Origin of the sequence: Pseudomonas sp. St29 (assembly GCF_001547915.1) — a bacterium.
Classification (GTDB): Bacteria; Pseudomonadota; Gammaproteobacteria; order Pseudomonadales; family Pseudomonadaceae; genus Aquipseudomonas.
The window spans coordinates 67,186-90,096 of record NZ_AP014628.1 but is presented as its reverse complement, the minus strand read 5'-3'; the positions used below and the strand labels follow the sequence as shown (position 1 = coordinate 90,096).

The 22,911-nt window shown below is 63.3% G+C and carries 22 protein-coding genes; 10 read left to right on the top strand and 12 right to left on the bottom strand.

The genetic code is table 11. The features are described from left to right. Window positions 1-26 precede the first annotated feature (26 nt). From PST29_RS00455 to PST29_RS00430, 6 genes are all read right to left on the bottom strand, one after another. On the bottom strand, window positions 27-806 hold the full coding sequence (locus tag PST29_RS00455) for an N-acetylmuramoyl-L-alanine amidase (protein WP_060836887.1): 780 nt from the start codon (window positions 804-806) through the stop codon (window positions 27-29). Between the two features lie 103 nt (window positions 807-909). Beyond that, window positions 910-3,117, bottom strand: coding sequence for a GGDEF domain-containing protein (locus PST29_RS00450; RefSeq protein WP_060842082.1), 2,208 nt, complete (start codon window positions 3,115-3,117; stop codon window positions 910-912). Continuing rightward, window positions 3,114-3,992, bottom strand: a complete 879-nt coding sequence (locus tag PST29_RS00445; protein ID WP_060836885.1) for an endonuclease/exonuclease/phosphatase family protein — start codon at window positions 3,990-3,992, stop codon at window positions 3,114-3,116. The genes PST29_RS00450 and PST29_RS00445 overlap by 4 nt, the downstream gene beginning before the upstream one ends. Before the next feature lie 11 nt (window positions 3,993-4,003). After that, a complete protein-coding gene (locus PST29_RS00440; protein ID WP_016963942.1) occupies window positions 4,004-4,633 on the bottom strand; it encodes a thiol:disulfide interchange protein DsbA/DsbL in 630 nt (209 codons plus the stop codon). 195 nt (window positions 4,634-4,828) lie between these two features. Continuing rightward, window positions 4,829-5,434 carry a c-type cytochrome gene (locus PST29_RS00435; RefSeq protein ID WP_016963940.1) on the bottom strand — a complete coding sequence of 202 codons (606 nt, stop codon included), beginning with the start codon at window positions 5,432-5,434 and terminating at the stop codon, window positions 4,829-4,831. Window positions 5,435-5,479: 45 nt separating this feature from the next. Next, a complete protein-coding gene (locus PST29_RS00430) occupies window positions 5,480-5,770 on the bottom strand; it encodes a c-type cytochrome (protein WP_016963939.1) in 291 nt (96 codons plus the stop codon). 193 nt (window positions 5,771-5,963) lie between these two features. Here PST29_RS00430 and yihA point away from each other — a divergent pair, with 193 nt between their 5' ends. Next, window positions 5,964-6,605: a ribosome biogenesis GTP-binding protein YihA/YsxC gene (gene yihA, locus PST29_RS00425; RefSeq protein WP_060836883.1), complete on the top strand. Its 642-nt coding sequence runs from the start codon at window positions 5,964-5,966 to the stop codon at window positions 6,603-6,605. A 411-nt stretch (window positions 6,606-7,016) separates the two neighbouring features. Here yihA and polA read toward each other — a convergent pair whose 3' ends face one another. Next, window positions 7,017-9,809, bottom strand: coding sequence for a DNA polymerase I (gene polA, locus PST29_RS00420; protein ID WP_060842081.1), 2,793 nt, complete (start codon window positions 9,807-9,809; stop codon window positions 7,017-7,019). A 74-nt stretch (window positions 9,810-9,883) separates the two neighbouring features. Between polA and PST29_RS00415 the strand changes: the two genes are divergently transcribed. Both PST29_RS00415 and PST29_RS00410 read left to right on the top strand, forming a co-directional pair. Next, window positions 9,884-10,171 (top strand): DUF2782 domain-containing protein, encoded by a 288-nt coding sequence (locus tag PST29_RS00415; protein WP_047306771.1) that lies wholly within the window; start codon window positions 9,884-9,886, stop codon window positions 10,169-10,171. A 65-nt stretch (window positions 10,172-10,236) separates the two neighbouring features. Beyond that, window positions 10,237-11,187, top strand: a complete 951-nt coding sequence (locus PST29_RS00410; RefSeq protein ID WP_060842080.1) for a homoserine kinase — start codon at window positions 10,237-10,239, stop codon at window positions 11,185-11,187. Between the two features lie 85 nt (window positions 11,188-11,272). On the opposite strand, the gene PST29_RS00405 is transcribed toward PST29_RS00410, so the two are convergent. After that, window positions 11,273-12,193 carry a zinc ABC transporter substrate-binding protein gene (locus PST29_RS00405; protein WP_060842079.1) on the bottom strand — a complete coding sequence of 307 codons (921 nt, stop codon included), beginning with the start codon at window positions 12,191-12,193 and terminating at the stop codon, window positions 11,273-11,275. A 66-nt stretch (window positions 12,194-12,259) separates the two neighbouring features. On the opposite strand from PST29_RS00405, the gene zur reads away from it, so the two are divergent. From zur to PST29_RS00385, 4 genes are read left to right on the top strand one after another with little or no spacing between them, the layout of a single operon-like run. After that, on the top strand, window positions 12,260-12,742 hold the full coding sequence (zur, locus tag PST29_RS00400; protein ID WP_060836879.1) for a zinc uptake transcriptional repressor Zur: 483 nt from the start codon (window positions 12,260-12,262) through the stop codon (window positions 12,740-12,742). Further along, window positions 12,742-13,527 (top strand): zinc ABC transporter ATP-binding protein ZnuC, encoded by a 786-nt coding sequence (znuC, locus tag PST29_RS00395; protein WP_060842078.1) that lies wholly within the window; start codon window positions 12,742-12,744, stop codon window positions 13,525-13,527. Before zur ends, znuC begins: the two co-directional genes overlap by 1 nt. Next, on the top strand, window positions 13,520-14,308 hold the full coding sequence (znuB, locus tag PST29_RS00390; RefSeq protein ID WP_060842077.1) for a zinc ABC transporter permease subunit ZnuB: 789 nt from the start codon (window positions 13,520-13,522) through the stop codon (window positions 14,306-14,308). The genes znuC and znuB overlap by 8 nt, the downstream gene beginning before the upstream one ends. A gap of 37 nt (window positions 14,309-14,345) precedes the next feature. Continuing rightward, a complete protein-coding gene (locus tag PST29_RS00385) occupies window positions 14,346-15,065 on the top strand; it encodes a PA5502 family lipoprotein (protein WP_060836876.1) in 720 nt (239 codons plus the stop codon). A 56-nt stretch (window positions 15,066-15,121) separates the two neighbouring features. Here PST29_RS00385 and katE read toward each other — a convergent pair whose 3' ends face one another. Further along, the gene (katE, locus tag PST29_RS00380) at window positions 15,122-17,323 is read right to left on the bottom strand and encodes a catalase HPII (protein WP_269768383.1); all 2,202 of its coding nucleotides are present in this window, start codon (window positions 17,321-17,323) and stop codon (window positions 15,122-15,124) included. Between the two features lie 206 nt (window positions 17,324-17,529). On the opposite strand from katE, the gene PST29_RS00375 reads away from it, so the two are divergent. From PST29_RS00375 to PST29_RS00365, 3 genes are all read left to right on the top strand, one after another. After that, window positions 17,530-18,537: a methionine ABC transporter ATP-binding protein gene (locus PST29_RS00375; protein WP_060842075.1), complete on the top strand. Its 1,008-nt coding sequence runs from the start codon at window positions 17,530-17,532 to the stop codon at window positions 18,535-18,537. Further along, entirely contained in the window at window positions 18,537-19,211 is a 675-nt protein-coding gene (locus PST29_RS00370) for a methionine ABC transporter permease (protein WP_060836873.1), read from the top strand. Before PST29_RS00375 ends, PST29_RS00370 begins: the two co-directional genes overlap by 1 nt. Before the next feature lie 63 nt (window positions 19,212-19,274). Next, on the top strand, window positions 19,275-20,048 hold the full coding sequence (locus PST29_RS00365; protein WP_060836872.1) for a MetQ/NlpA family ABC transporter substrate-binding protein: 774 nt from the start codon (window positions 19,275-19,277) through the stop codon (window positions 20,046-20,048). Between the two features lie 251 nt (window positions 20,049-20,299). Here the strand turns inward: PST29_RS00365 and PST29_RS00360 are convergent, their stop codons facing one another. From PST29_RS00360 to PST29_RS00350, 3 genes are read right to left on the bottom strand one after another with little or no spacing between them, the layout of a single operon-like run. Then, complete coding sequence (locus PST29_RS00360; protein WP_060836871.1) at window positions 20,300-20,935, bottom strand: SCO family protein; 636 nt, start codon at window positions 20,933-20,935, stop codon at window positions 20,300-20,302. Further along, complete coding sequence (cyoE, locus tag PST29_RS00355) at window positions 20,932-21,834, bottom strand: heme o synthase (RefSeq protein ID WP_060836870.1); 903 nt, start codon at window positions 21,832-21,834, stop codon at window positions 20,932-20,934. The genes PST29_RS00360 and cyoE overlap by 4 nt, the downstream gene beginning before the upstream one ends. After that, a complete protein-coding gene (locus PST29_RS00350) occupies window positions 21,822-22,901 on the bottom strand; it encodes a COX15/CtaA family protein (RefSeq protein WP_060842074.1) in 1,080 nt (359 codons plus the stop codon). The genes cyoE and PST29_RS00350 overlap by 13 nt, the downstream gene beginning before the upstream one ends. Between the last annotated feature and the right edge of the window lie 10 nt (window positions 22,902-22,911).

The following is a 22,911-nucleotide window of genomic DNA, read 5'->3' as shown; positions in this document are numbered from 1 at the left end:
TCGGCCCGGACCGTCCGGCGGCGTCATTATTTTGTCTGATTGAGGACCTGGAGCATCGCAGCACTTTCGGCATCCGGAATGCCATCGAAACGGCTCGGGCGATAGTGCATCTGGAAGGCCGCCAGCACGTGCCGGGTGGCCTGATCCAGCTCGCCGGTCTGCGGGGTGGCGTAGCCCAGCTGGGCCAGTTGCTGCTGGAACCAGCCGATGCTCGGCAGGCTCACCGCGAAGTACGCCTGCTGACGGGCCACCGCCTGGGCATTGGGCCACAGGCCGAGGCCGGCGTCGGCCAGGCGTTTCCAGGGGAACAGCGGTCCCGGATCGAGCTTGCGCGATGGCGCGATGTCGCTATGACCGATGATGTGACGCGGGGAGATGTTGTTGCGCTTGCTGATGTCTTTGAGCAGCACGATCAGATTCTGGATCTGCGCTTCGCTGTAGGGATACCAGAGCCGTCCGTTGGGGCCATCGCGAAAGCCCGGGTTGACGATCTCAATGCCGATCGAGCTGGAGTTGAGCCAGGTACGCCCCTGCCACTGGCTTTCGCCGGCGTGCCAGGCGCGGTATTGCTCGTCCACCAGCTTGTAGATGGTGGCCGACTTGTCATCGCCGATCAGGTAGTGGCTGCTGACCTGGCCGCGCGTCAGCAGGGCCAGGGAACGCTCCAGGGACGCGGAGGTGTAGTGAACGATGATGAACTGGGCCCGCTGATCGTAATTCACCGAGGGGTGGCTGGTGTCGATACGCGGACCGCTGGCGCAGCCGGCCAGGAGCAGGAGCGAGAAGGCAAGAGCAAGGCGTTTCATGGCAGAGGGCAATACGCTGAAGACAAAGAATGCAACAGTGTAACGTACTGCCCGCGCCACCATGGGCAAAAACCGTGGCTTGAGACAGGAATCGGCCTGCGCCTCAGCCTGCCTCCACCCGGTTGCGACCGGCGTCCTTGGCCCGATACAGCGCCTGATCGGCTCGTTTGATCACCAGTTCGCTGCGATCACCGGGCTTGAACGCACTGAGGCCGACGGACACGGTGATGGTCACCCGCTCTCCCTTGAAATGAAACGGGCAAGCCTCAATCGCCGCCCGCAGCGCTTCCACGATTCGCGCACCAACCGGCCAGGGGGTATTGGGCAGCAGCAGGACGAACTCCTCGCCACCGAAGCGAGCGATGAAATCGCTGCCCCGCAGACGCTTGCGCAGCACGTTGGCGATGATCTTCAACACCTTGTCCCCGGCCAGATGACCGTAGTTGTCGTTGATCCGCTTGAAGTGATCGAGGTCGAGCATGGCCAGCAGCAGGCTGTTGCCATGTTGCTGCCATTGGCCGATCTCGTGCTCCAGGCGCTCGCTCCAGGCCGCGCGGTTGGGCAAGCCGGTCAAGGGGTCGATCAGCGCCTTCTGCCGCTGTTCTTCGAGGTGTTCACGGTAGCCCTGGGCTTCCTGCTCCATGCTCGATACACGTTCTGCCAGGCTTTGCAGGCGGGCGGCCACTTCCTTCTCGCGCTCGTCGCGCTGCTTCTGGTGCTGATCCATGGTGCCCAGCAGACCTTCCAGATGACTTTCCAGCACCTGCTTGAGGTCATCCAGGTCCGCCGCTTCCTGCACACTGCTTTGCAGGCCATCGACCTGTTGGCGGATCTGCGAGTCCATGGCCCGCGCCGCCGAGCTGCTGTCGGCATGGCCGTCGCTGGCCGCCTGCAGATTGCTCTGGAAGGCTTCCAGACGCTCGTTGAGCTGTTTGAGGTAGGCCTCGAACTCGTGTTGGCCCGAGTCGGTGATCGCCAGCATCAATACCGCCAGATCATCGAGGATCGGCAGCAATTCATACCAGTTCAACCCATGCTGCAGACGATCGCGCATGGCTTCCGCCTGGGGTCGATGGCGCTCCGGCAGGCTCAGGTCGTCGAGCAGCCCCAGCAGGGTGTGCTCGATATGCTTGGCCACCGAGCTATAGGACGGCTCGGGGGAGTCCGGCAGGGCGTAGAGCACATCGTGCTCGGACTGCTCCGGATCGATGGCGGCCAGGGCCTCGGCCATGACCGGCGGCAAGGGCAGGCTGTCGAGCAGCACCGCCGGGGAAACCGCAGGCAGAGGCAGCAACTCATCGGGGTTGGGCGCAACCGGCTCGCTCTGAGGCTCGCTAGGAGCCTCTGCCGGCGACTCGGCGAGCGCGACCGGAGCGGCGTCGACGGATGCCGGAGCCTGATCTGCCAGTTCGAGCGCAACGGGCGCTTGCATCTCGACCTGGGGCGCCGGCTCCTGCGGCTGTTCCTGCGCCAGGACAGGGGGCACGAATGCTACCACCGAAGGCGCGGCCGAGGCGCCGACAGCTCCGGCCTCAATCCTGGCCGGCGCGTCGAATGCAGGCTCCGCAATCACGAGCGCCTCGGGCTCGGCCGGGGCGGGGGCCACGGCCAAGGGTGCTGGAGGAATGGCGGCGACTTCCGGCAAGTCCGTGGTCGGGGTCTGGTAGTGCTCGCGAGCCACTGCCTCCGGCTCTGCAACTGCCTCGGCCGGAGGAGGGGATTGCACGCTCGCAGCGGGAACAGGCGCCGCGGGCGGGGCCGTTTCGGCCTGGGGCGCTTCACCGGCGTCTCGTCCCCCGAACAGGCGCTGCAGCAGACTCGGGCGACCTGGCTCGGCCGGGGTTTCCAGCTGGCTCAGGGCCTTGCCCTGAAGGCTGCTGAGCTCCCCCAGCAACAGGGGAATCTCCCGCGCCTGGCCGACCCGCCCATCCAACTGCTTGGCGAAGGCCTTCAACGGGCGGCTGACTTCCCGGGGCAAGGGCAGGGACTGCAATTGGGTCACCAGCGCCGTCAAGGCGCTGCTCATCTGTTCGATCCTGGTTTCACGCCGCTGCTCGGAATCCAGCACGGCCTTTTCCAGGCGCGGCAACAGGGCCGCAAGCCCCGCATCCATGTCGTCGGTGCGCACCACCTCGCGCATTTCCTTCATGCACTGGTCGACCGCGCGGTCGGTGCCTTCCGCCGCCAGGGTGCTGCGCACCAGGCCGCGACGCAGCAAGTCCAGGCGAGCGGCCCAACGGCGCTCAAGCTTTTCCTGCTGTTCGATACTTTTGAGGTACTTCTCTTTCCAGCGCTGGGCGTCGTCGCTCATTCATCGGTTCCGCGAGGTGCAGGACTCAACGCGGGCAATGCATCGGCCGTGAGCGAACCCGGCAGACGAATCTCTACCGCGACCGGCAGGTGATCGGATATGGGTTGGGCCAGGACTTCGACTCGCTCCAGGGTCAGGCTGGGGCTGAGCAGGATATGGTCCAGGCAGCGTTGCGGACGCCAGCTGGGGAAGGTCGCCTGCAGTTGCGGCGCCAACAGGCTGAGGTCGCGTAAAGGGGAGTGCTCCAGCAGATCGCTGGCGTGGGTGTTCATATCCCCCATCAGCACCTGATGTTTGTAGCCGCCGATCAACTCGCGGATATACGCCAGTTGCCGGGTTCGGACCCGGGCACCCAATGCCAGGTGCATCATCACCACCACCAGCGCTTCGGGGCCTTCACCAAAACGCAGGAGGATCGCTCCGCGCCCTTTGGGGCCGGGCAGCGGATGGTCTTCAATGGCCCAGGGACGCAAGCGGCTGAGCACGCCGTTGCTGTGCTGTGCCAGGCGTCCAAGGTTGCGATTGAGCTGTTGATACCAGTAGGGGAAGGCGCCCAGCTGAGCCAGGTGCTCCACTTGATTGACGTAGCCCGAACGCAAGCTGCCGCCATCGGCTTCCTGCAGGGCTACCAGGTCGAAGTCCCCCAGCAGGTTGCCGATCTTCTGCAGGTTTTCGGCACGCCCGTTGTGAGGTAGCAGGTGCTGCCAGCCACGCGTCAGGTAATGGCGATAGCGCTCGGTACTGATACCGACCTGGATATTGAAACTGAGCAAACGCAGGCGACTGTCCGCTGGCAGGCCGGTCGACGCCAAATGGTGTTCGTTGACCTGCGGATCATGCAGGCCAACGATGCGTTCCGAGCCCCAGCGCGGCATGACGGCGGCGCTTACTTGGCTGCACGCTCTTTGGCGATCAGCTGGTCGGCCACGCTCAGCGCGCCTTCAGGACCACCGGCGGTGCCCAGGTCGAAACGGTACTTGCCATTGACCACCATGGTCGGTACGCCGGTGATCTGATAGGCCTGGGCCTTCTTCTTGGCGTCCTCGACCTTGCCTTTGACGGCGAAGGAGTTGTAGGTGCTCAGGAACTTGTCCTTGTCGACGCCTTCGGCGGCCAGGAACTCGGCCATTTCCTCGGGAGTGGCGAGCTTCTTGCCGTTGTGGATGGCTTCGAATACGGCTTTGTGAACCTTGTGCTCGACGCCCATGGCTTCCAGGGTGATGAACAGTTGGCCATGAACGTTCCAGATGCCACCAAACATGGCTGGAATGCGCACGAAGTTGACGTCGGCAGGGAGTTTCTCAACCCAGGGATTGATGGTCGGCTCGAAGGCGTAGCAGTGTGGGCAGCCATACCAGAACAGCTCTACGACCTCGATCTTGCCAGGCACGGCAACCGGAACGGCGCTGCTCAGCTCGACGTAGGTTTTACCGGCTTCAAGCGGCTCGGCAGCTTGAGCGGTCACGCCAAACAGGCTGGCGGTGACGAGAGCGGCGCTGAGAATCAGATTACGCATGCTTTACTCCTGGACAATTTTGGCGCCTCGCGCGACCTGAATTCAGACAGATCATGGCGGGCTTGAGTTCGCTAGTGTAGCGGCAGACGCCATAAAAAAGGGCGGCCTGAGCCACCCTTTATGCTTGCACCGTCAGATTAATCGATCATTAACGTTGCCGCGGCTCAACACCCTCGGCAACTTGATCGAGCCGGCTTAGTGCAGGCCCTGAATATAGCTGGACACCGCTTCGATGTCTTTGTTGCTCAACTTGGCGGCGATGCTGCGCATGACCATGGTGTCGCCGTCGTTGGTACGGTTGCCTTCGCGGAAGTCGGTCAGTTGCTTGGCCACATACTGCGCGTGCTGGCCACCCAGATGCGGGAAACCGGCCGCTGCGTTACCCGCGCCATTTGGCGAGTGGCAGCCGGTGCAGGCAGGCATGCCCTGGTCGAGCTTGCCCCCACGGAAGAGCTCTTCGCCGCGGGCCACGACCTTGGGATCGGCGGCACCGACGCTGCCTTTCTGGCTGGCGAAGTAAGCGGCGATGTCAGCCAGGTCCTGATCGCTCAGGTTGGTCAACAGGCCGGTCATCTCCAGCACTTGGCGCTTGCCGGACTTGATATCGTGCAGCTGCTTGTCCAGGTACTTTTCCCCCTGGCCGGCCAGCTTGGGAAAGTTTGGCGCCATGCTGTTCCCATCAGGACCGTGGCATGCGCCACAGACTGCGGCTTTCGCCTGACCGGCAGCAGCGTCGCCTGCGGCATGGGCTACACCTGTGATGCCCAAGGTCAACAGCAGACTCACGAGTAATTTGTTCATCAGCTAATCCAACTACGGCTAAGGGTTAAGAGTTATGGGCCGGGATCACTCGCTCATCCAGTGGATGATGGCTCGGTAATCCTCGGCACTGCAGTCCATGCACAAACCACGCGGCGGCATCGCCTTGAAACCCTGGGTCACGTGTTGCACCAGCGTCTCCATACCTTGCGCCAACCTCGGCGCCCAAGCTTCCTGGTCGCCCTTGCGGGGCGCCGTGGGTAGTTGGCCGGAATGACAAGCCCCACAAACACGGTTGTACACAGCTTCCGGATCCTGTGTAGCCTGAGCGCTGTAAAGCGGCATCAAGACACCGGCAGCTAGCAGCCATTTCGTCATAAAACGACCTTTTCAGGGTTGAGAGCGTGCTGCGTTCTAGTGCGCAGTCAAGGTTTATCGCTCTCGTGAACTTCATCCTACGCTGGGACAAAGCGCACACAAAATCTGCGGCATTATATACTGGCGCTACTGAAACGGAAACGACACCGCTCGCCGCGTCCACTCTCGGCATCGCCCCTATCTCGGAAATCCCATGCAACTCAAGAACCCCATCCTCGGTCTGTGCCAACAGGCTACGTTCATGCTCAGCGCCGCCAAGGTCGACCAATGCCCGGACGATGACGGCTTTGAAGTGGCCTTCGCCGGGCGTTCCAACGCCGGTAAGTCCAGCGCCCTGAACACCCTGACCCATGCCAGCCTGGCACGCACCTCGAAAACCCCGGGGCGCACGCAGTTGTTGAACTTCTTCAAGCTAGACGACGATCGCCGTCTGGTCGACCTGCCGGGCTACGGCTACGCCAAAGTGCCGATCCCCTTGAAGCAGCACTGGCAGCGCCACCTGGAAGCCTATCTGGGCAGCCGCGAGAGCCTCAAAGGCCTGATCCTGATGATGGACATCCGGCATCCCATGACCGATTTCGACCTGCTGATGCTGGATTGGGCCGTAGCCAGCGGCATGCCGATGCACATCCTGCTGACCAAGGCCGACAAGCTGACCTACGGCGCGGCCAAGAACACCTTGCTCAAGGTCCAATCGCAGATCCGCAAGGGCTGGGGCGAAGCGGTCACCATCCAACTGTTCTCGGCCCCCAAGCGCATGGGCCTGGAAGAGGCTTACACCGTACTGGCGGGCTGGATGGAACTGGCCGACAAAGGCGCTGAAACCGAGGCCTGAGCGGTAGATAAAAATTGTCTGCGCGGTGATCAGGCAAGGCAAAAAGCGGCGGGAAAGCAGAGTTTAGGGGCCTAAATGAGCATTTCCCGCCGCTTTTTAACGCAGCATGGGCGCCGCACAGGCAATTTTCAGGCAAAAAAAACCCCGGACTTCGTATGGGGAGGGGGAAGTTCGGGGTTCAAGTTCTAGACCGCTAGGGCGGGGTCCAGATATCTGCCAACACTTAACACAACATAGGAGCATCGAAGGGCTTCACCAGCCATTCAGTAACTCTGAGTGGGCTTTCACTGGATTAGTTCCAGCGGGTTGCAAAAACTATTGGCAATAACCGATGAAATTTTCCGTGCTAATAGCCAGTCGCCAGCTTTTGCCGCGACACTATGCCGCGGCAAAAAGCACTGAAAAGTGCCCTTAATGGGCCTCATCCCAGTTATTTCCCACCCCGACTTCCACCAATAACGGCACATCCAGGGTCGCGGCACCGCTCATGTAGCCACGAATCTCGTCGCGCACCTGGTCCACCAGGTCCTCACGCACTTCCAGCACCAGTTCGTCGTGCACCTGAAGGATCACCCGGGCATCCAGCTGCGAAGACTCCAGCCAGTTGTCCACCGCCACCATGGCTTTCTTGATGATGTCCGCCGCCGTGCCCTGCATTGGCGCGTTGATCGCCGTACGCTCGGCGCCGGCTCGCTCCTGCGGCTTGTTGGAGTTGATCTCCGGCAGGTACAGCCGACGACCGAAGATGGTCTCGACATAGCCCTGATCCGCCGCCTGGGCGCGGGTTCGATCCATGTATTGGCGAACCCCCGGATAGCGGGCGAAATAGGTATCGATATAGGCCTTGGCCGTTTTGGTATCGACCCCTATGTCCTTGCCCAGCTTCTGCGCGCCCATGCCGTAGATCAGGCCGAAGTTGATGGCCTTGGCGCTGCGACGCTGATCGGACGTCACATCCTTGAGCTCCACCTTGAACACTTCGGCCGCAGTGGCGGTGTGCACATCCAGGTTGTTGCGGAAGGCATTGAGCAGGCCTTCGTCCCGGGACAGGTGGGCCATGATCCGCAGCTCTATCTGCGAATAGTCCGCCGCCAGCAGCTTGTAGCCGGGCGGGGCGATAAAGGCCTGGCGAATGCGCCGGCCCTCGGCGGTGCGCACAGGAATGTTCTGCAGGTTCGGATCGCTGGAGGACAACCGGCCGGTGGAAGCCACCGCCTGGTGATAAGACGTGTGGATGCGCCCGGTACGCGGATTGATCTGCTCGGGCAGACGATCGGTGTAGGTGCTCTTCAGCTTGCTCATGGAGCGGTACTGCATCAGCACCCGCGGCAGCGGATAGTCGTCCTCGGCGAGCTTGGCCAGCACCTCTTCAGCCGTGGAAGGCTGGCCCTTGGCGGTCTTTTTCAGCACCGGCAGGCCAAGCTTGTCGTAGAGGATGCTGCCCAATTGCTTGGGCGAGCCCAGGTTGAACTCCTCACCGGCGATCTCGAAGGCTTCGCGCTCCAGGGCCACCATCTTGTCCCCCAGCTCGATGCTCTGCACGCCCAGGAGCTTGTCATCCACCAGTGCGCCCTGGCGCTCGATGCGTGCCAGGACCGGCACCAGCGGCATCTCGATATCGGTGAGGACGCTGGCCAGACTCGGGATAGCGGTCAGTTTTTCGAAGAGCGTCTGATGCAGACGCAGGGTGATATCGGCGTCTTCAGCGGCGTAGGGACCGGCCTGCTCGAGCGGAATCTGATCGAAAGTCAGCTGCTTGGCACCCTTGCCGGCAATGTCCTGGAAGCTCACGGTGGTGTGGTCCAGGTACTTCTGCGCCAGGCTGTCCATGTCATGGCGGGTGGCGGTGGAGTTGAGCACGTAGGACTCAAGCATGGTGTCGAAGGCGATGCCGCGCACAGTGATGCCATTGGCCTGATCGCCGCCAATCGCGCAATTGGCCAGGATGTTCATGTCGAACTTGGCGTGCTGACCGACCTTGAGCAGCTTGGGGTCCTCCAGCAACGGCTTCAGGGCCAGCAACACGGTGTCGCGGTCCAGTTGCTCCGGCACGCCCATGTAGGAGTGGGTCAACGGGATGTAGGCCGCTTCCCCGGCCTTGACCGCAAACGACAGCCCCACCAGTTGCGCCTGCTGGGCATCGATGCCGGTGGTCTCGGTATCGAAGGCAATCAGCTTGGCGTTCTTCAGTTTTTCCAGCCAGACGGCAAAACGCTCCTGGTCGAGGATGGTTTCGTACTGCAGCTCAAGCGCTGGCTGTTCGGCAGCCGGCGGCTGCGGCGCAGCGGCCGGTGCCGGCTCGGCCCCACTGAGCTCGACGCGCTTGGCGTCGCGCTGCAACTCGTCAAGCCAGCTCTTGAATTCCAGCAGGCTGTAGAGCTCCACCAGCTTCTCGCGATCCGGCTCGCCCAGGTGCAGGTCGTCGAGCCCGATATCCAGCGGCACGTCCACCTTGATGGTTGCCAACTGATAGGACAGGAAGGCCATTTCCTTGTGCTCTTCGAGCTTGGCCGGCAGGGTCTTGGCCCCGCGAATCGGCAGGGTCGGCACGATATCGAGCTGCTCGTACAGCTCCTTGAGCCCACCGTTGACCCCTACCAGCAGCCCGGAAGCCGTCTTCGGACCGATACCCGGCACCCCAGGGATGTTGTCGGAAGAGTCGCCCATCAATGCCAGGTAATCGATGATCTGCTCGGGAGCGACACCGAATTTCTCCTTCACGCCTTCCACATCCATGCTGCTACCAGACATGGTGTTGACCAGCGTAATGTGCCCATCCACCAACTGGGCCATGTCCTTGTCACCGGTGGAGATCACCACCGGACGATCCGCCGCCGCGCTGCTGCGGGCCAGGGTGCCGATCACGTCGTCGGCCTCGACCCCTTCCACACACAGCAACGGGAAACCCAGGGCGATCACACTGGCGTGCAAGGGCTCGATCTGCACCCGCATATCGTCGGGCATGCTCGGACGGTTGGCCTTGTAATGGGCATACATGTCGTCGCGGAAGGTCCCGCCCTTGGCGTCGAAAACCACGGCGAACGGGCTGTCCGGGTACTGCTTGCGCAGACTCTTGAGCATGTTCAGCACGCCCTTGACCGCGCCCGTGGGCAGGCCTTTGGACGTGGTCAAAGGTGGCAACGCATGAAACGCGCGGTACAGATAAGAAGAACCGTCCACCAGGACGAGGGGGGCTTGGCTCATGAGCGGGATCAACCTTTTCGGCGGGTCCGGCGCTAGAATAGCGGGACCGTTGACGACAAAGGGACAAGGTTATCATGCGCACACTAAATCGCTTGCTGCTGGCCGGCTTGATTGCAATCGCTCCAATGGCCGTGATCGCCGCAGAAGATGCGCCGTCAGCGGACCCGCAAGTCACCATTCGCACGGAAGGCGACAAGACCATCCAGGAATACCGGCAAAATGGCTTTCTGTACGCCATCAAGGTCACGCCCAAGGGCGGCAAGCCCTATTTCCTGGTGCGCGCTGATGGCTCCGACGGTAACTTCATCCGTTCGGATCAGCCGGATATGCTGATCCCTGCGTGGAAAATCTTTGAGTGGTAAGCCACTCCGACTTCAACTCAATGGCGCTGGCTGAATAGCGGCGCCCGTACTGGCAGTTTTTAACCATGTCTGTGTTCACCCCCCTGGCTCGGCCCGAGCTGGAAACCTTTCTCGCCCCGTATGGGCTCGGCCGCCTGCTTGACTTCCAGGGGATCGCCGCTGGTAGCGAAAACACCAACTTCTTCATCAGCCTGGAACAGGGCGAATTCGTCCTGACCCTGGTGGAACGCGGCCCGGTCCAGGAAATGCCGTTCTTCATCGAGCTGCTGGACGTGCTGCACCAAGCCAACCTGCCGGTGCCCTACGCCCTGCGCACCACCGATGGCGTCGCCCTGCGGGAGCTGGCGGGCAAGCCGGCGCTGCTGCAACCACGGCTGGCGGGCAAGCACATCAAGGAAGCCAACGCCCAGCATTGCGCCCAGGTCGGTGAGTTGCTCGGCCACCTGCACGTGGCCACCAAGGACAACATGATCAAGCGCAAGACCGATCGTGGCCTGGACTGGATGCAGGAAGAGGGCGCACAACTGCTGTCGCACCTGGATGCCGCCGCTCAAGACCTGCTGCAGCGGGCGCTGGATGAAATCGTCGCACAGAAGACCCGGATCCTCGCCCTGCCCAGGGCCAACATCCACGCCGATCTGTTCCGCGACAACGCCATGTTCGAAGGCACCCACCTGACCGGCCTGATCGACTTCTACAACGCCTGCTCTGGACCGATGCTCTACGACGTGGCCATTGCCCTGAACGACTGGTGCTCCGACGCCGAAGGCGTGATCGACGGCCAGCGCGCCCGGGCCCTGCTCGGTGCCTACGCCAGCTTGCGGCCCTTCACTGCGGCAGAGGCCGAGCTCTGGCCGACCATGCTGCGGGTCGCCTGCGTGCGCTTCTGGCTGTCACGGCTGATTGCCGCCGAGAGCTTCGCCGGACAGGACGTGCTGATTCACGATCCGATGGAGTTCCAGCAGCGCCTGGCACAGCGGCAACGGATCAACATCGCGCTGCCGTTCGCCCTGTAAAACGCTTCGCGGGCAAGCCCGCTCCTACAGAGCGCACCTGTAGGAGCGGGCTTGCCCGCGAAAGACACCACGCAACAATCCCTGCTTAAAGCTGCTCCAGACAGCCCGCCAGATCGTTCCCCAATTTCTCCAGCACCTGCTCATAGCCCTGAGCGGTCGCGGGCGTATACCCGCCCAGCGCATCCAGCTCCGCCAGCGTCACCGGCAGCCCGGCCACCAGGGTTTCCGCCAACCGCGGACGCAGAGGCGGCTCGCTGAACACACAGGTCTTGCCCACTTGCTGCAACCGCGCGCGCATGGCGGCGACATGCTGGGCCCCCGGCTGCACTTCCGCGGCAACGCTGAACACTCCGGTGTGCTTGAGGCCATAGGCGTCTTCGAAGTAGTCGAAGGCTTCGTGGAAGACGAAGTAAGGCTTGCCGGCGATGCCTGCCAGACGGGTTTTCAAGCGGGCGTCCAGGGCATCCAGGCGCTCATTGAAGGCTTTCAGGTTGCTCTGATAACGAGCGGCATTGGCCGGGTCGGCGGCGCTCAGGTCGGCGGCCATGCGGCTGGCGATCACCCGAGCATTGACCGGCGACAGCCACAGGTGCGCATCCAGGGTGCCAGGGCGATGGTCATGGTCATGTTCGTCGGCATCTTCGATGTGAGAATGGCTATCTTCGGCGAAATGGCGAAGCTTCATGCCCGGCAGGTCCTGCACCGCCACCGATGGCAGGCTGCGGCCCTTCAGCACCCGCGGCAGGAAACCTTCCATGTCCGGGCCGATCCAGTACAGCAGGTCGACGCTTTGCACCTTGCGCACGTCCGAAGGGCGCAGCGCATAGTTGTGCGGCGAGGCTCCCGGCGGCAACAGCACTTCGGGCACCGCCACGCCGTCCTGCACCGCCGCGGCAATCAGTTGCAAGGGTTTGATGCTGGTGAGGACCCGGACTTCGGCCTGGGCCGAGCCGATCGCGAACAGGCTGAAGGTAAAAGCGACAAAAAGGCGAAAAAGTCTGGACACGATGGACACTCGAAGAGGCGAGAACGGGTAACATAATAACGTCTCTCACAAACCTCGTCGCCGCTCATGCCTAAAACACCCCTCGCCAGCCGTCCCCACGACCACTCTCACTGCGTGCACAGCGCACTGTCTGAGGCCGACGCTCTGTGCGCACGGCAAGGCCTGCGCCTGACCGCCCTGCGCCGGCGGGTGCTGGAGCTGGTGTGGCAAAGCCACAAGCCCCTGGGGGCCTACGACATCCTGGCCGTGCTCAGCGAGCAGGACGGCCGCCGCGCCGCGCCGCCAACGGTGTACCGGGCGCTGGATTTCCTCCTGGAAAACGGCCTGGTGCACCGCATTGCCTCGCTCAACGCCTTCGTCGGCTGCAACCACCCGGAGCACGCGCACCAGGGTCAGTTCCTGATCTGCCGCGAGTGCCACGCAGCCATCGAGCTGGAACAGAAATCCATCAGCGACGCCATCATCACCAGCGCCCGCGACGTCGGCTTCGTGGTCGAGGGCCAGACCGTCGAAGTGGTCGGGCTCTGCTCGGGCTGCCAGGGGGCTTGATGAGCACAGCGTTGATCCGCCTCGAGCAGGTCGGGGTGACCTTTGCCGGGCAGAGCGTGCTGGACAACATCCAGCTCAGCGTCGAGCCGGGGCAGATCGTGACCCTGATCGGCCCCAATGGCGCCGGCAAGACCACCCTGGTGCGCGCCGTGCTCGGCCTGCTCAAGCCCGACAGCGGCAGTGTCTGGCGCAAACCGCGGCTGCGGGTGGGCTACATGCCGCAGAAACTCCACGTCGACCCGACCCTGCCGCTGTCGGTACTGCGCTTTCTGCGCCTGGTGCCGGGGGTGGATCGCAACCGAGCGCTGGCGGCCCTCAAGGAAGTCGGCGCCGAACAGGTGATCGACAGCCCGGTGCAAAGCATTTCCGGCGGCGAGATGCAGCGCGTGCTGCTGGCCCGGGCCCTGCTGCGCGAGCCCGAACTGCTGGTGCTCGACGAACCGGTGCAAGGCGTCGACGTGGCCGGCCAGGCCGAGCTCTACAGCCTGATCACCCGCCTGCGGGACCGTCACGGTTGCGGCGTGTTGATGGTCTCCCACGACCTGCACCTGGTAATGAGCACCACCGACCAGGTGGTCTGCCTCAACCGCCACGTCTGCTGCTCCGGGCACCCCGAGCAGGTCAGCGGCGACCCGGCCTTCGTCGAGCTGTTCGGCAAGAACGCGCCGAGCCTGGCGATCTACCACCATCACCACGATCACGCCCATGACCTGCATGGCTCCGTGGTCACCCAGCCCGCCGCGGGCCACGTCCATGTCCACGGAGAAAACTGCAAGCATGGCTGATTTTCTGCTCTACGCCCTGCTCGCAGGTCTGGCTCTGGCGGTGGTCGCCGGGCCCTTGGGCTCGTTCGTGGTCTGGCGGCGCATGGCCTACTTTGGCGACACCCTGTCCCACGCCGCGCTGCTGGGGGTGGCCCTGGGTTTCCTGCTGGATGTCAGCCCGGCGGTAGCGGTCACCGTAGGCTGCCTGCTGCTGGCGGTGCTGCTGGTGACCCTGCAACAAAGCCAGCCCCTGGCATCCGACACGCTGCTGGGGATTCTTGCTCCCAGCACCCTGTCCCTGGGCCTGGTGGTACTAAGCTTCATGCATGAAGTGCGAATCGACCTGATGGCCTACCTGTTCGGTGACCTGCTGGCGATCAGCCCCGGCGACCTGGCATGGATTCTCGGCGGCAGCGCGGCGGTGCTCCTGCTGCTGGTTGCCCTGTGGCGCCCTCTGCTGGCAATCACCGTGCACGAGGAACTGGCCAGGGTCGAAGGCCTGCCCGTGGCATCGCTGCGCCTGGCGCTGATGCTGCTGATCGCCGTGGTCATTGCGGTGGCGATGAAGATTGTCGGGGTGTTGCTGATTACCTCGTTGCTGATCATCCCGGCCGCTGCGGCACAGCGTCACGCCCGCTCGCCGGAGCAGATGGCCCTGGGCGCGAGCCTGCTGGGCATGCTCGCGGTCTGTGGCGGACTGGCGCTGTCCTGGTTCAAGGACACCCCGGCCGGACCGTCGATCGTGGTGGTGGCCGCCGCACTGTTTCTGCTGAGTTTTGTTCTGCCCCGTCGAGGGGTGTAGACTTGCTCGCTTTTTGCGCAATTAGAGAGTCGCAGGAATGAAGCCGTTCGCCTCCCGTTATCTGCTCCTTGTCGCATTCTCCCTGCTGCTGGGGGCCTGCCAAAGCACGCCACCGGCGACCACCGAGGTCCCCGATGCGCGGGCCACGGCCATCGCGCAGCTGGAACAAAACATTGCCAGCAACGAGCTGGCGACAGCGGAAGATCAGCTCAGTGCATTGCAGGCACAAACCCCTGACGACCCGCAGCTGGTGCAATACCAGCGGCAGATTGCCGAGGCCTACCTGCAACGCAGCCAGATCGTCCTGCAAAAGGGTGACGTGAATGCCGCCGCCACCGCCCTGAGCCGGGCCCGGGCGCTGATGCCCAAGGCACCGGCGCTGACTGGAGGGGTCAACAACGCCATTGCCCATGCGCGCAAGGCCGAGCTGGAACAGGCCGAAGCCGCCTTGAAGGCCGCCGAGGCGCGTCCAGCGGCCCGGCTGATCGATCCTTCCGCCCAGAGCAGCACCATTGCCCTGAATGTCACCGATATCCGCAAGCTGCGTAAGCAGCTCGATGCGCTGGCCGCCGACGTGGTGAATTACCAATGCGATGTGCACATTCAGGTGCCGCGCACCGAGGACTACCCTTGGCTGTCGACCCTGCTGAGCAAGCGGGTGAAGAAGCTCGATCCGGACTTCGAACAGAAAATCAGCAGACAGATCGTGCGCCATGTCCCGGCGCAAATGGTCTTGAGCCCACGCAAGGCGCAGTAAAGCCTCAGTCGGCCAGCCGGTTCCCTACGGGAGCGGGCTGGCCGGCGAAAGCGTGCTCAGGCCGGGATCGCCTTGGCCCTTTCCTCCCGACTCCACACCCGATGCTGAGCCATGGCGGCAAAGAACGCCTTCAGCGCCTTGGCATCGCCCCCCACAATCAAGCCGTCATCCGCCTCCAGCCTGAGCACGTCCAGCAACTCCCGGGCTTCGCCGTGCAAGGCGATGGCCTTGAGATGCTTGTAGGCCTCCAACAGGTAATGCAAAACCACGCCATTGCCGCTCAGGGTCTTGATCGACTGCGCACCACCCGGCACGAACACCGCGTCGAAAGCCACTGAAGGCAAGCCCTCCATGGAGGCATCCACCGCCAGGCGCTGGCCATCCGCGGTGGTCACTGGCGCCGAGGTCGGCCCCAGCAGCTTGGCGTGAGCACCCTGGGCCTTGAGGGCCTTCTTCAACCCTTCGATCGCCGCACCATCGACGCCGTTGGCCGCCAGAATCGCCACTTTCCGGGTTTTGATATCCCCCGACAGCAGGTTGGCCTGGCTCAGGGCCGGCGAGCGGGTCAATGCGGTCTTGCGCTCGGCCACCGTGGCCTGCTTCGGCGCCGCCAAGCCGAGGTTTTCCGCCACGCGCGCGGCCAGTTGCAGATCGATGTTGGCCAGGATCTCGTTGACCTGCCGCTCGCGGATCCACGGCCGCTCGACCTTGCCCAACTCGAAGCTGTAGGCCGCGATGATGTGTTCCTGCTCGTGCTTGCTCATGCTGTTGAAGAACAGCCGCGCCTGGGAGAAGTGATCACCAAACGACTCGCTGCGCTGGCGGATCTTGTGGGCATCGATGCGCTCGTTGTAGCTCTCGAAGCCACCGTCCTGGGCCGCCGGCGGGGTTTCTCTGGGCCAGCCACCATCAATGGAGTTCGGCTCATAGGCTGCCCGGCCCTTGTCGATGGTACTGCGGTGCATGGCGTCGCGTTGCCCATTGTGCAGCGGGGTCAGCGGACGGTTGATCGGTAGTTCATGAAAGTTCGGCCCGCCCAGGCGACTGATCTGGGTATCGGTGTAGGAAAACAGCCGCCCTTGCAGCAGCGGGTCATTGGAGAAGTCGATCCCCGGCACGATGTGCCCCGGGCAAAAGGCAACCTGCTCGGTTTCGGCGAAGTAATTGTCGGGGTTGCGGTTGAGCACCATCTTGCCCAGGGGCGTGATCGGCACCAGCTCCTCGGGGATCAGCTTGGTGGGGTCGAGAATGTCGAAGTCGAAATTGTGTTCGTCCTCTTCGGCGATGATCTGCACGCCGAACTCCCACTCCGGGTAATCCCCGGTTTCGATGGCGTCCCACAGGTCGCGGCGATGAAAGTCGGTGTCCTTGCCCGCGAGCTTCTGCGCCTCGTCCCAGACCAGGGAACAGGTGCCCACCGCCGGCCGCCAGTGGAACTTGACGAAGCTTGCGCGCCCCTCGGCGTTGATCAGGCGAAAGGTGTGCACGCCAAAGCCCTGCATGCTGCGCAGGCTTTTCGGAATGGCCCGATCGGACATGGCCCAGATCACCATGTGCGCCGACTCCGGCTGCAGGGAGACGAAGTCCCAGAAGGTGTCGTGGGCCGAGCCGCCGGTGGGAATTTCGTTGTGGGGCTCGGGCTTCACGGCATGCACGAAGTCGGGAAACTTGATCGCGTCCTGGATGAAGAACACCGGCATGTTGTTGCCCACCAGATCGAAGTTGCCCTCGTCGGTGAAGAACTTCACTGCAAAACCCCGGACATCGCGCACGGTATCGCCGGAGCCTCTTGGCCCCTGGACCGTGGAAATGCGCACGAACACCGGGGTCTTCTTCTGCGGATCACGCAGGAAACCGGCCTTGGTCAGCGCCGAATGATTGTCGTAGCTCTGGAAGTAACCATGGGCACCGACGCCGCGGGCATGAACGATGCGCTCGGGGATCCGCTCATGGTCAAAGTGAGTGATCTTCTCCCGCATGATGAAGTCTTCCAGTAGCGAAGGCCCGCGGGCGCCCAGTTTCAGGCTGTTCTGGTTGTCGGCGACTTTCACCCCCTGATTAGTCCGCAAGGCCTGGCCGGTGGCATCGGAGCGGAACGGCTCCAGGCTCTGCAACTTGCGGTTGCTGTTGCCGCGGTCCAGGGTATCGGTCCCGGCCATCTGGCTTTTCGGGGCATTGGGCTTTTTCGTACTCATCAGGCAAGAACTCCTCGTTGGCGAAATCCCTGGCGCGCCGGGGCTTCGTGAACATAGGCCCACAGGCACGGTACCTGGGGCTTTCGAGTGGCTTAAGTAGTGACTGACGAGAAACGGCGAGCGTTCCTTTTTTATGACCTTTGATCGCGTTATCGCCAAATGGCAGGATGTTCGCGAAATAAATGCTAAGAACCTCTATACGGACAGGCTAAAATGCGCGCCCGGCTAACCGCTGATCCTTTTCTAACGCGCCCCACAAGGTTCGCTACGTGATCGAGTTTCAAAACGTCCATAAAACCTACCGGGTCGCCGGTAAGGATATTCCCGCCCTGCACCCGACCAGTCTTCGGGTCGAGAATGGCCAGGTGTTCGGCCTGATCGGTCATTCCGGGGCGGGCAAAAGTACCCTGCTGCGCCTGATCAACCGCCTGGAAAACCCCAGCGGCGGTCAGATCATCGTCGACGGCGAAGAGGTCACCGCGCTGAATGCCAACGGCCTGCGCCGCTTCCGCCAGCAGGTCGGGATGATCTTCCAGCACTTCAACCTGCTGTCGTCCAAGACCGTGGCCGACAACGTCGCGCTGCCCCTGACCCTGGCCGGCGAGCTGTCACGCAGCGACATCGAGCGTCGCGTAGCCGAGCTGCTGGATCGGGTCGGCCTGGCCGACCACGCCAAGAAATACCCGGCGCAGCTGTCCGGCGGCCAGAAGCAGCGCGTCGGCATCGCCCGCGCCCTGGCCACCAAGCCGAAGATCCTTTTGTGCGACGAAGCCACCAGCGCCCTCGATCCGCAGACCACCGCCTCGGTCCTGCAACTGCTGGCCGAGATCAACCGCGAGCTGAAGCTGACCATCGTCCTGATCACCCATGAGATGGACGTGATCCGTCGCGTCTGCGATCAGGTGGCGGTGATGGACGCCGGCCGCATCGTCGAACAGGGGCCGGTGGCCGAGGTGTTCCTGCACCCCAAGCACCCGACCACCAAGCGTTTCGTCCAGGAAGACGAGCAGATCGACGAGAACGAGCAGCGCGACGACTTCGCCCATGTGCCGGGGCGCATCGTGCGCCTGACCTTCCAGGGCGAGGCCACCTACGCGCCGTTGCTGGGCACCGTGGCCCGGGAGACCGGGGTCGACTACAGCATCCTCGCCGGACGCATCGACCGCATCAAAGACACCCCTTACGGGCAACTGACCCTGGCCATCACCGGCGGTGACATGGAAGCGGCCTTCGCCCGCTTCACCGCAGCGGATGTCCACATGGAGGTGCTGCGCTAATGAGCGGCTTACTGCATTACTTCGACAACGTTGACTGGGCCGATATCGGGGTGGCGACCAGCGACACCATGGTCATGCTCAGCACGTCCCTGTTCTTCACCGTACTGGTGGGCCTGCCGCTGGGCGTCCTGCTGTTCCTGTGCAGCCCAAAGCAGTTGCTGGAACAGAAAAATGTCTATTCGGTCCTGGGCTTCGTGGTCAACGCCATCCGCTCGCTGCCGTTCATCATCCTGCTGATCGTGATGATTCCCACCACCATCCTCATCACCGGCACCTCCCTGGGTGTGGCGGGGGCCATTCCGCCGCTGGTGGTGGGCGCCTCCACCTTCTTCGCCCGACTGGTGGAAACCGCGCTGCGTGAAGTGGATCGCGGCATCATCGAGGCCACCCAGGCCATGGGCGCCACCACCCGGCAGATCATCATGAACGCCCTGCTGCCCGAGGCTTGCCCGGGTATCATCGCGGCGATCACGGTCACCGCCATCGCCCTGGTCGGCTACACCGCCATGGCCGGTGTCGTGGGTGCCGGCGGCCTCGGCGATCTGGCTATCCGTTATGGCTACCAGCGCTTCCAGGACGATGTGATGGTGGTGACCGTGGTGCTGCTGATTGTATTGGTTCAGGTTCTGCAAACCGTCGGCGATAAGCTGGTGGTGCATTTTTCCCGCAAATAATTGCAAACGCCGGCCCTGGCCGGCAGGTGCCCGGGGTCGGGCGACTTACAAGGAGCTTGTTCGATGAAAAAACTACTCGTCGCTTTCGCAGCCGTTGCCGCGTTCTCCGCGCACGCCGCCGAAACCCTGACCGTGGCCGCCACACCGGTGCCCCACGCCGAGATCCTGGAGTTCGTCAAACCGGCCCTGGCCAAAGAAGGCGTGGACCTGAAGGTCAAGGTCTTCACCGACTACGTGCAGCCCAACGTGCAAGTGGCCGAGAAACGCCTGGACGCCAACTTCTTCCAGCACCAGCCGTACCTGGATGAGTTCAACAAGACCAAGGGCACCAAGCTGGTGAGCGTGGCCGGCGTGCACGTGGAGCCCCTGGGCGCCTACTCCAGCAAGTACAAGCAACTGTCCGAACTGCCGGGCGGCGCCACCGTGGTGATCCCCAACGACGCCACCAACGGCGGCCGCGCGCTGCTGCTGCTGGACAAGGCCGGCCTGATCAAGCTCAAGGATTCCAACAGCATCCTGGCCACCGTCAAGGACATCACCGAGAACCCCAAGGACCTGAAGTTCCGTGAACTGGAAGCCGCCACCATCCCGCGCGTGCTGACCCAGGTCGACCTGGCCCTGATCAACACCAACTACGCCCTGGAAGCCAAGCTGGACCCGTCCAAGGACGCCCTGGTGATCGAAGGCAAGGACTCGCCTTACGTGAACATCCTGGTGGCCCGTCCTGATGACAAGGACTCGGACGCCATGAAGAAACTGATCGCGGCCCTGCACAGCCCGCAAGTGAAGCAATTCATTATCGAGAAGTACAAAGGCGCGATCGTGCCGGCATTCTGATCGGTTGCAGAAACACAAACGGGGCGCCTTGGGGCGCCCCGTTTTGTTTGTAGCCGCTGCCGAAGGCTGCGATAAGGCGCGAAGCGCCTTCCGAGGGCCTCGAAGAGCACGCGTCCTCTTCGAGGCCGATCGCAGCCTGCGGCAGCGGCTACAGGGTTCAGCAGTTCAGCAGTTCAGCAGTTCAGCAGTTCAGCAGTTCAGCAGTTCAGCAGTTCAGCAGTTCAGCAGTTCAGCAGTTCAAGCATGCCGCGTCATTGGCGCTGCAACATCACCGGCAGCTGCGCCACCAGCTTCTGGTTGTTCAGCGGTGCGCGGATAAAGCCGCGCTGGCGACCGTCCGGACCGATCACCGCCAGGTTGCCGCTGTGGTCCACGGTGTAGTTGGGCTTGCTGGTGTCCGCCGGAATGAACGGAATGCTCACGGCATTGGCCAGCTTCTGCAGATCTTCCACCGAAGCGGCGGTCAGTCCCTTGAAGTCCTTGTCGAAGTAGCCCAGGTACTGCTTGAGCTGTTGCGGCGTATCGCGGTTGGGGTCGACGCTGACCAGGATCACCTGCAGCTTGTCCACCGCCTCCTTGGGCAGCTCGCTCTTGATCTGCCGCAGTTGCGCCAGGGTGGTGGGGCAGATGTCCGGGCAGAAGGTGTAGCCGAAAAACAGCAGCGACCATTTGCCCTTCAACTCATCGATCACCACGGGCTGGCCATCCTGGTCGAGCATCTTCACCGCCGGCAGCGTGCGGCTCTGGGGCAGGAGGATGATGCCGGCATCGATCAATGCGGTGGGATCACCCTGACCCTTGCCGGACAGTACTTTGTTGACGGTCAGCCCCAGGACCAGGGCCACCAGCGCAACGAGAATAAAGACGGTTTTCTGAGTTCGAGTCATAGGTTCAACAGTAGGTAGTGGTCTACGAGCAGGGCGATGAACAGCAGGAACAAGTAATAAATAGAGTACTTGAAGGTGTTGATCGCCGCGTGCGGCCGAGTGCCACGGTACAGCACCCAGGCCCATTGCAGGAAGCGCCCGCCCAGGACCAGGGCGCACACCAGGTACAGCACGCCGCTCATGTGAATGGCATAGGGCAGCAGGCTCACCGCCAGCAGGGCAAAGGTATAGAGCAGGATGTGCACCTTGGTGTAATGCTCGCCGTGAGTCACCGGCAACATCGGAATATCGGCCTTGGCGTACTCCTCCTTGCGATGGATCGCCAGGGCCCAGAAGTGCGGCGGGGTCCAGGCGAAGATGATCAGCACCAGCAACAGCGGTTCGGCGCTCAGGTGCCCGGTGGCGGCGACCCAGCCCAGCAGCGGCGGGGCCGCGCCGGCCAGCCCGCCGATCACGATGTTCTGCGGCGTCGCGCGCTTCAGAAAGCCGGTGTAGACCACCGCATAGCCCAGCAGGGAGGCCAGGGTCAGCCAGGCCGTCAGCGGATTGGTGAAGGCCAGCAGCAGGGCCTGCCCGGCCAGGGCCAGGCACAGGGCAAACGCCAGGGCGGCCCGGGGTGAAACCCGGCCTTCGGCCAGGGGCCGCTTGTGGGTCCGGGCCATCAGCGCATCGATGCGCCGGTCCACCACATGGTTCACCGCCGCCGCGCCACCTGCGCACAGGGCAATGCCCAGGTTGCCAAACACCAGCACCGTCCACGGCACCCCGGCGCGGGTGGCAAGGAACATGCCCACCAGGGAGGTGATGAGCATCAACACCACCACCTTGGGTTTGGTCAGCTCCAGATAATCACGCCAGATCGCCCGGGGCTGCTGACGTTCGCCAATCAGAGTCGCCATGGCATCTCTCCTTTGATGGTGATGGGACCGGCCACCTGTTTGCGCGGGCTCAGACGCCAGCCCAGGGGCAGGCGATCCCGGGCCTGCACCAGGCTGGTACGAGCGTGATAGTTGACCAGCACCAGGGTCAGCAGCAGCGCCGCGCCGCCGGCGTTGTGCGCCACCGCCACCGGCAGAGGCAGGTGGAACAGTACGTTGCTCAGGCCCAGGCTGATCTGCGCCCCCAGGGCCAGCAGCACCAGCCCGGCCAGACGGGTCATGCCGGTCTGCCGCAGTTGCCAGGCCAGCCCCAGCAACACCAGGGTCACCAACACCGCGCCGAGCCGGTGGGTCATGTGGATGGCGGTTCGGGCGTCACTGTCCAGTTGCCCGCCCAGGTAGTTGGGGCCGATGTGCTGGGTCAGGTGAAAGCCGTTGGCAAAGTCCATGTTCGGCCACCACTGGCCATGGCAGGTGGGCAGGTCGATGCAGGCCACGGCGGCGTAGTTGGAACTGACCCAGCCGCCCAGGGCGATCTGCCCGATCACCAGCACCAGCCCGGCCGTGGCCCAGTACTGCAGGCGCCGCGGCACGATCAGCGCCGGCAGCACGCCGGACAGGCGCAAGGTCAGCAGGAACAGCAGGCTCAAGGTGGCAAAGCCCCCCAGCAGATGCGCGGTGACCACCTGGGGCCAGAGCTTGAGGGTCACCGTCCACATGCCGAAGGCCGCCTGGGCGAACACCACCGCGAGGAGGAACAGCGGCAGCTTCAGCGGCTGCCCGGGATGCCGGCGATGGCTCCAGGCGCGGGCCGCCAGCAGCACGATCAACAGCCCCAGGGTGCCGGCGAAGTAGCGGTGGATCATCTCGTTCCAGCCCTTGTGGGCCTCCACCGGGGTATCGGGAAAGTGCCGCTCGGCATGGGCCAGCTGCGCCTCGCTTTGCGGCACGCTGATAAAGCCGTAGCAGCCGGGCCAGTCCGGACAGCCCAGCCCGGCATGGGTCAGCCGGGTGTAGGCGCCGAGCAACACCACGATCAGGGCCAGCAAGGTGGCTAACAACGCGAGGCGAAATCCAGGTTTGGCCATGACGATGCCC